The organism is Candidatus Saccharimonadales bacterium, assembly GCA_035945435.1.
Classification (GTDB): domain Bacteria; phylum Patescibacteriota; class Saccharimonadia; order Saccharimonadales; family DASZAF01; genus DASZAF01.
Map to the genome: position 1 here is coordinate 1 of DASZAF010000029.1, position 8,576 is coordinate 8,576.

General features: G+C 49.0%; 9 protein-coding genes. 2 read left to right on the top strand and 7 right to left on the bottom strand.

Translation table 11 applies throughout. The annotated features are described in order from the left end of the window. Nucleotides 1–235, bottom strand: a 235-nt coding sequence (locus tag VGS28_04270; protein ID HEV2412986.1) for a hypothetical protein, incomplete at its 3' end; no start/stop codon positions are given. An 85-nt stretch (nt 236–320) separates the two neighbouring features. Between VGS28_04270 and VGS28_04275 the strand changes: the two genes are divergently transcribed. Continuing rightward, nucleotides 321–998, top strand: a complete 678-nt coding sequence (locus VGS28_04275; protein HEV2412987.1) for a VTT domain-containing protein — start codon at nt 321–323, stop codon at nt 996–998. On the opposite strand, the gene VGS28_04280 is transcribed toward VGS28_04275, so the two are convergent. From VGS28_04280 to VGS28_04295, 4 genes are all read right to left on the bottom strand, one after another. Next, the gene (locus tag VGS28_04280) at nt 995–1,552 is read right to left on the bottom strand and encodes a hypothetical protein (GenBank protein HEV2412988.1); all 558 of its coding nucleotides are present in this window, start codon (nt 1,550–1,552) and stop codon (nt 995–997) included. The two genes, VGS28_04275 and VGS28_04280, sit on opposite strands and share 4 nt — an antisense overlap. Nucleotides 1,553–1,674: 122 nt before the next feature. Then, entirely contained in the window at nt 1,675–2,250 is a 576-nt protein-coding gene (locus VGS28_04285; GenBank protein HEV2412989.1) for a hypothetical protein, read from the bottom strand. A 121-nt stretch (nt 2,251–2,371) separates the two neighbouring features. Then, a complete protein-coding gene (gene uvrA / locus VGS28_04290; protein HEV2412990.1) occupies nt 2,372–5,191 on the bottom strand; it encodes an excinuclease ABC subunit UvrA in 2,820 nt (939 codons plus the stop codon). Between the two features lie 54 nt (nt 5,192–5,245). Then, nucleotides 5,246–6,256, bottom strand: coding sequence for a hypothetical protein (locus VGS28_04295; protein HEV2412991.1), 1,011 nt, complete (start codon nt 6,254–6,256; stop codon nt 5,246–5,248). A 247-nt stretch (nt 6,257–6,503) separates the two neighbouring features. On the opposite strand from VGS28_04295, the gene VGS28_04300 reads away from it, so the two are divergent. Then, nucleotides 6,504–6,863, top strand: a complete 360-nt coding sequence (locus tag VGS28_04300; protein HEV2412992.1) for a hypothetical protein — start codon at nt 6,504–6,506, stop codon at nt 6,861–6,863. On the opposite strand, the gene sbcB is transcribed toward VGS28_04300, so the two are convergent. Both sbcB and VGS28_04310 read right to left on the bottom strand, forming a co-directional pair. Continuing rightward, nucleotides 6,844–8,241 carry an exodeoxyribonuclease I gene (sbcB, locus tag VGS28_04305; GenBank protein HEV2412993.1) on the bottom strand — a complete coding sequence of 466 codons (1,398 nt, stop codon included), beginning with the start codon at nt 8,239–8,241 and terminating at the stop codon, nt 6,844–6,846. The genes VGS28_04300 and sbcB overlap by 20 nt on opposite strands. A gap of 37 nt (nt 8,242–8,278) precedes the next feature. Then, nucleotides 8,279–8,576 (bottom strand): hypothetical protein (locus tag VGS28_04310; GenBank protein ID HEV2412994.1); only part of this gene is annotated, 298 nt, incomplete at its 5' end.

Sequence of the window (8,576 nt, forward strand, 5' to 3'; positions counted from 1 at the left end):
CATCCTTTATCATCGCAAGTTCGGTCTTGCTGCCGACTTTTAGCTCTATAGGGTGGTGTTTACCTGCTTCACGATAGACCTTGGCAACTTCAAGATATGGAGCCATCATCGCTTTCGATTCTCTGTTATGGCCGTAGACAACAGTCGGTATGTAACCACGCTTCCGCAGTTGGCGGACAGCTCGGCTGCCTAGTTCAGCTCTCTCCTCGAGACTGAGCCCAATTGACTGGTTCATTTATTCTCCTTACACTGGCAAATTACTTCTTTGATTATATAACAAAATAGCCACGAAGGCAGCCTATTGTTATAATCGATGAACAGTGAGCCTACTACCTAACACTATCAGCCTCATCGAAGGGGCCTCTTCTACGGTCGGCATTATTGCCATACTTGCCATTCTCTTTGCGGAGTCTGGATTCTTCGTCGGCCTCATCCTCCCAGGTGATACACTGCTCTTTGCCGCAGGTTTCCTGCTCAGCCAACATTATTTGCATATCAACATATATCTCTTCTATGTCCTGATGATGCTCGCCGCGATTCTGGGCAGCAATCTGGGCTATTATTTGGGGCGTAAGTTTGGACCAAAAGTCTTCGCGCGCGAAGATTCAGTTTTCTTGCACAAAGAGAATATTACCAGAGCAAAGAAATTCTATAAGAGACACGGAGGTAAAACAATCTTCTTATCGCGTTTTATCCCGACCGTTAGGACATTTGCCCCTCTTATAGCCGGAATCGGGGGCATGACGTATCGGCGTTTTATGTTCTTCAATGTCCTCGGAGGTGTTTTTTGGGTCGCTTTAATTACAACTCTTGGCTACTTTCTGGGGGCACGTTTCAAAGGCAGCATTGACCACTATGTATTACCCATAGTAGCAATCGTTATTATTAGCTCTTGGATTCCTGCAATAATTCACTTCTCCAGGGACGCAACAGGACGCAGGCTACTATTTGAGAAGTTACGAACAATAAAAGTTATCCCTGGACGAAAACAAAGTTAAGCATTCGCATACTGTGAATGCACTTGCTTTAGATATGGCACTGTTTTGAGATCTACATTTGCTTGAGTTGAGGTATATTGTCCGAGGAGATTTTCAAGATGCTCTCGACATTGCAGTGTCTGGATTAAAGCCGTGAGTTTCTCAAAACTAAGACTGTCTGACTTCAAGATACTGCGTATTTTTTCAGCATCGTCTTTTGAGCCATCTTGTGCCCTTCTGTGAACTAAGTAGTAGAGTAACAGATTCTCCAGCGAACAAACTGGTAGATGGACACCGAAGTATTCTCGCGTTGTTGCTTCTTGAAAGACCTCATCACTGAACGGGAATTCTACTTCACCTATATCGTCACACAAAGTAATCATTTTGCCACAGATATCAAAACGTGTGTCTCCAAACCAGACTTGGAGACAATTATTAACGTAGTAACCTCTCTCAAATTTACGGACTTGGCACATGTTTGTTCTGCATCCATAATGCGCCTGCACATACTCATCAATCTGTTTTAGATCCTCACATCTGACCCTTACGTCGCAATCGTCAGTCTCGCCCTTCATACCATACAGGTGCAGTGCAAAACCAGCGTGAATATAAAAGGGTATATCTAATGCAGAGAGAACCTCCACGAGTTTAACGAGTTCCTCTTTTTTGATAACTTCCACTGTTCTATCGGGGGCTATCAAATTTGCTCCTTACTGTCTATTTCTCTCTCTACAAGGTCGCGCAACACTGCAGCTTTTGTCTTACCCGTTTTGTATGAGGCCCATCGTAAGTAGTTGTATATCTTTCGATCTATGAAGAAGTTGAAGCGCATATCTTTATTTTCAAAAGTGTTCTCTTGGACAAATTCGCTTATGAGTCTCTTTAGGTCATCTTTAGTCCCGTAGGATGCAAGCGTCACAAGTTCAGAACTAAGAGCAGCACCAAATGTCCCCTTCGAAGCATCCCCACGCGTAAGAATGAGAACTGGCTTTTTCATCTGTATTGCCACAGCTACCTGATAGCCAGTCGAGAAGCTTCTTGAGGTGCCTTCTACAACTATCAGCTCAGCCTGCGACAAAGCCTCCATGCTTTCGCGGTTTATTCCTGATATCTCACGAGTATGTTCTTCACCAGACTTTAATCGGTCATACTCAGCTTCAAGCCAATCAAATGGAATCTCGTTATTCAGCGAAAGAATAACATCTTTGATTTGTCGAAAATATTCGATATCTTCGTCTAGACTAACTCTCGAGGCAATGATTTGTACTAACATGTCGATAGAACCTACCAACCAAAACCCTAACGCTCCAACACATATTGTACGTATGTATTGACATTTCTTGCCGAATTATACATTATCTGGCCATCAAAATAAACCACGTGCAAGAATTTTCTTAATTCTTGAGTAATGGTGTGAGATATTTACCAGTAAAAGATAATTTATTCGTTGTGACTTGCTCGGGCGTACCTTCGACAACGACTTCACCGCCATCTTCTCCACCAGCAGGTCCCATATCAATCAAGTGATCCCCGGACTTGATCACATCGAGGTTATGCTCGATGATTATCATACTGTTACCGGTATCAACGAGAGCGTTAAGAACATGAAGAAGTTTCTTAACGTCATCACTGTGTAGACCAGTTGTTGGCTCGTCGAGTATGTAGAGAGTACGGCCAGTTGCTCGACGGCTAAGCTCTGATGCCAGCTTGATACGCTGAGCCTCACCGCCACTTAGGGTTGTTGCGGGCTGACCAAGCTTTATGTACCCAAGACCCACTTCGTTGAGGGTCTCTAGCTTCCGGGAAATGCTTGGGATATTAGCAAAAAACTCGACAGCCTGTTCAACGGTCATTTCAAGAACGTCTGAAATCGTCTTTTCCTTATAATGAATATCAAGGGCTTCTCTGTTATAACGCTTCCCCTTGCACTCCTCACACTGCACATATACATCAGGCAAGAAATGCATCTCAATCTTTATGACACCATCTCCCTGACAGTTTTCACATCGTCCACCTTTGACGTTGAAGCTGAAACGACCGGCTTTGTAGCCTCGGACACTGGCTTCAGGAGTACTGGCAAACAGTTCACGGATAGGTGTGAAGACGCCTGTGTACGTGGCCGGGTTTGACCGTGGTGTTCGCCCAATTGGAGACTGGTCAATAACAATCACCTTATCGAGATTATCAATTCCCTCAATCGCATCATGAGCACCAGAAACGGTGTTGGCGTGATGCAGACGATGAGCTAGCTCTTTGGCCAGGATATCGTTAACAAGCGTCGACTTACCAGAGCCGGAGACACCGGTAACGACGACCAGCTTCCCGAGCGGTATGTTGACGTTAATATTCTTTAGGTTATGCTCGCGAGCGCCTTTCACGATCAGCTCACGCCCATTCCCTTTTCTGCGACTCTTAGGAACAGGAATAGTCTCTTTGCCACTCAGGTATCTACCCGTGATACTATTGGGGTCTTTGGCAACTTCATCTGGTGTTCCTTCAGCCACAACCTTACCACCGTGTATGCCAGCGCCTGGACCGATATCAAGTAGGTGATCTGCTGAGCGGATCGTTTCTTCGTCATGCTCAACGACGATGACGGTATTGCCAAGATCACGCAGATGCTTAAGGGTAGCAATTAAGCGATCATTATCATGCTGATGCAGACCAATGGATGGCTCATCAAGGACATAGAGAACACCCATCAGGCCTGAGCCAATCTGAGTGGCCAGGCGGATTCTCTGAGCCTCTCCACCACTCAGCGTACTGGCACTGCGGCCCAGCTCGAGATAACTGAGTCCGACATCGTTGAGAAAGTCGAGTCTGGCAGTGATCTCACGAAGAATCTGCTTGGCGATGAATAGTTCTTTTTCACTTAGTTTGAGATTTTTAGTGAATAGTTCCCTGGCATCAACGACGCTAAGGTTTGAGATATCAACTATGGTCAGATCGTGTACAGTAACCGCGAGCGCCTCTGGCTTGAGTCTTGCCCCGTGACAGGTAGTACATTTGCGTTCACGCATGAACTTTTCAATATCACGGCGGATAAAATCACTCTCTGTCTCGCGATAGCGCCGCTCCAAGTTGGGTATGACGCCTTCAAAAGTGGTTTCGAATGTTCGACCGCTGCCGAGAGCTACCCTGTAGCGCCGCGAACCGGTACCATAGAGAATTAGTTTACGCTGCTCTTCGCTCATCTGGCCGACAGGCAGAGTATGGATGGAGAAACCATGAGCCTCGGCCATGGCCGCCACTTGCCTCATATACCACGTATCAACACGGACACGGGCCCATGGTCTGACAGCACCTTCAGCGATCGTCAGCTGCATGTTGAGAACCGTATCGGGGTCGACTTCTAATCGAGTGCCGAGGCCGGTACAGACAGGGCAGGCACCGTGTGGTGAGTTAAAGCTAAAGAGTCGCGGCTGCAGCTCTGGAATCGCGACACTTGGATGATCGACGCAGGCGTAGCGCTGGCTGAAAAGATGGGTGATCTCATTATCAACATCGACGACTTGCACCACCTCATCGCCGAGATCAAGTGCCTGTTCTATGGACTGGCTGATACGGTTTTGGTTGTTCTCTTCGTTCGTCACCCTATCGACGACCAGTTCAATCGAATGCTTTTTCTGCTTATCGAGAACCGGAAACTCATCAAGCGCATAGACAACCCCATCGACACGGACGCGGGCAAAGCCGCCCTGTCGGTACTGAGCCGGGATATGAGCAAACTCTCCCTTTTTGTCGATAACTAATGGGGCGAGAATCATGAGGCGAGCACCATCAGGCAGATCTCGCACTTTCTCGACAATCTGCTGAATAGTCAGGTGGTGGACCGGTTTGCCGCAGATAGGACAGTGGGGCACGCCGATTCTGGCAAAGAACAGACGTAGATAATCATAAAGCTCGGTAACGGTAGCGACGGTCGAACGAGGATTACGGCTGGTCGACTTCTGGTCAATGCTTATAGCTGGGGAGAGGCCGTCTATCTGATCGACATCGGGTTTCTCCATCAGACCCAAAAACTGCCTGGCATAACTACTCAAGCTTTCGACGTAGCGTCGCTGGCCTTCGGCATAGATCGTATCAAAGGCAAGCGACGACTTCCCCGAGCCTGAGAGGCCAGTAATAACTACCAGCTTCTCCCTCGGGATAGTCACGTTAACATTCTTGAGGTTGTGCTCACGGGCACCCCTCACGTCAATGGAGTCCGACATAACGCCAAGTATTCTACAGTATTTTGGCGTATTAATCGAGAGTTAAAGTTGCTCTCAGGCGTATGGTCGCATGACACTTAGGTTTGCGGGTCGTATCTGACTGCTGATGGCAGATGTGATTTGGAAACGCTCGTCTGGCCTTAAGGCAACTGGCCTCCACTGGACTTTCACGAGGTCACTGAAAGGTATGGACTCGTAAAATGCGGCGACAACAGCCTGATTGTCCGGGTTAGTATCCTGGCTGCACGGCGCACTAATAACGGCACAGATTAGCTCTCCCTCGCCAAACGGGTTATCTCTAAAGTAAACATCCGCCACCATGCGACTGCCCGATTCGTTGAATCTAAACCCGATTCTCTCAATCTCAAGCCTGTACGGTGCATCCTCGGTGCTCTGTACCCACCGTGTATCTGTCCCTTTATGTCGATCCTTGACGTCACGATGTATGCGCGGATCACCCAACGGCGACCCCCTCATAACCTCATCGAGCATATCCAGCATCGTCCGCGCCTCATCACCCCTAATTTCGGTACATGGTCTCTGTTGGAGGAAGTCATTAAATACGTCACCGTCGGCAACCGCCCCGTGACGACGGCGAAGTTGATCGATCAGGCAGCTCAGAGCGCAATCACGAACCTGACGTGACATCAGTGCCTCTCCGGCCTCTCCCCTATCAGACAGTGTAAAAACATACCCAGTACTACCACCTTGACCGCTGACTGAGATTCTCTGGGTTGCGGTTGGGGGTGTTGGAGCGACCGTGACAGAGAACGATCGACGAGCATCCGGATGCTCCTTCGGGCTGGCCCATCCTATACGCCTGACGATACCACTTCGGGCAATCGCCAACATTCCTCCTGGCTCAACATACGGATGGTCGTCTATCAGAGCACCTTCCCATTCTGGGCCGATAACACTGACCCGCTGGCCATCTTGAGCACCCGCCTCCCCACGACAAGTCATAATCTCGATCCATAAGGCCGACGGTAGTCCTCGCGCCTGTAATATCGGTGGTCTATCGGCCACCTGAGAGTTGTCACTTGGCCAGTTATGTTGTTCAGACATATCTACTATACGGTTTGACAGTCGGCACAGCACTGTCAAGAACTTAGGTTTAGCAACTACGAATGGATCAACTGCGGGTCTATGGCAGCTCGTGCGGCTAAGCTCATATTGCACAAACTACCATCACTTTGACGTAAATGCAACACGTGATAGGATAGATACCGCTTATGTTATGAAATATACTTGACGTAAGCGCTATTAAGTTTATAATAGAAAACAATAGAAATCAGGCGGAGGTGTTCATGCCATGAAGCAGACGAGTCTTGTAAAGCTCTTCATCGCGGCTGGTGTGGCGGTGTGGGCAATCCCGTATGCCTTTACCGCCCTGTCAAACGCGCTCGTGCCCCTACTTGTTTTAGGAGCTATTCCAGATACCCGTTATACCCTTAACCCATATACCATGTTCGCAGCTGCTGGATTTGGTATCGCAGCCACTCTAACTATGGCTATCGGGTGGGTCAACACTGCTGCCAAAAGAGCAAAGACGACTAAAGCAGTGAGAAGCAAAAGTAGTAAGTCAAATGTTAACGTCAAGAACGTTAAGATTGCCTCAACCAGTCAGACCTCCAACCGGGCCAAGCGCCGGCTCAGTCAGCAACAGGCATAATACTCTCGACCCAGAGTTGCAGCTCTTGGAGTAGAAAAATCTTTTCTTCATCGTGACCAGCTTTACTGATTGCTGCGGCTAGATCTTTTGAAAACCTGGGAAGGGAAGCGGCGATTCGTTCCGCTCTGTAGCGTTCCCACTGGGATCTCTCTTGCTCGTCAAGGCTCTTGGGATAGTTCCGTGCTTTATACCGAGGCAGAAGTTCCTTTAACCTTGCGTCGGTAAACGAGAGATCGAGTTTAGAGATCCCCTGCGCATCAGCCTCACGTACTTTTCTCATCAGAGGCTGCTGACTATTATCGATAAGATGATCGTAGAGCTGTCCGTCGACATCACTCGTAGTATAGGTCGGTTTTTCTCGATGAAAGCTGACGATTCTTTCGATAAGCCCTTTGCTATCTCGGAGCGAGGCCAGGCGTTCTTCTATCTGGGGAATGCTTAAACCGATTCTCTTCTCTGCCTCGGCATCCAGAACGCCGACCGGGGCGAGAGCGGGGCAGGCATTGAGTTTAAAGCGAACCGTAGCCGACGGTCGGGGTGGGGTTCTAGACAAGTGAAAAACCTGCTCTTCAAAGGTAGTGTCATCGAGATCGACAAGCGTATTCGGGTCGACCTTCAAGTTATAGGCCAGGACCCCGGCGCTATCTGAAGAGGTGTCCGCTGAGAGTGGTAGAATGACCGTCGTTCCAGCGAGTGACGTATAGACAAGCGGCTGGGGCTTTCGTAGATTGACGAGTTTGCTCACCTCATCTTTGGTCCGATGAGTAAAAAGATAGTCGAACATTTTCGGCTGGTGTGTCTTCAGGAGCTTAGCGACAGCGATGGTCACCCTGACATCCCCAAGGGCATCATGAGCATCCTCGTGTGGGATGCTGTTAGCGGTAGTCAGATGCTCAAGTCGATTACTCTCAGTACCATCGTCGCGAGTCGGCCAGTTAATCCCATCCGGTCTTAGCGCCCTGACCATCCTGACGACATCCATCAGATCCCACCGGCTCCTACCGTCCTCGTACTGCCACGCGTATGGATCATAGAAGTTGCGGTAGAGTGTATAGCGCATGAACTGGTCATCAAAGCCGATCGTATTAAAACCGAGGATGACGGTATTCGGCCGGCAGATCTCAGGCATGACAACGCGCAAAAACTCGGCCTCAGTGTATCCTTCTTCAACCGTCTTCTGCGGAGTGGTACCGTTGGTCGTAACTGCCCAAGGTGATGGTATAACTTCTTCGCTCAGTCTGACATAGCATTCAAATTCATCGCCAATCTGTTCAAAGTTCTCATCCGTCCGGATACCGGCAAACTGGACGATCCGATCGACTTTCGGGTCAAGGCCCGTTGTTTCCAGGTCGTAAAAATAAAACTCAGTCTTAGCCATTGGACCTAGCTTACCCTATTGAACAAGGCCGAGACAATCAGTAATCATAGTCCCTAGGTCTGGCTGAGCCGTCAAAGAGAATCCGGGCATGCCGCTGCCTTTGGGGAGCACACCACGTGGTCAGGTCCTCATCCCCACCGATAAAGCCGCAGGCGAGTGCTACTAGATCGGGTATCACGCCTAGGGGGCGAAATGAGTCGAGATCCGTATCGATAATGACCACCGCTCCGACTAGATGGCCTAACGCTTGCATCGTAGAAAGCAATCCCGCCCCGATAAGTTCAGCCGGTCGCTCGAGTTCTCTAGTAGGCAAAGTGGTGTCGTTCCTTCTCTCC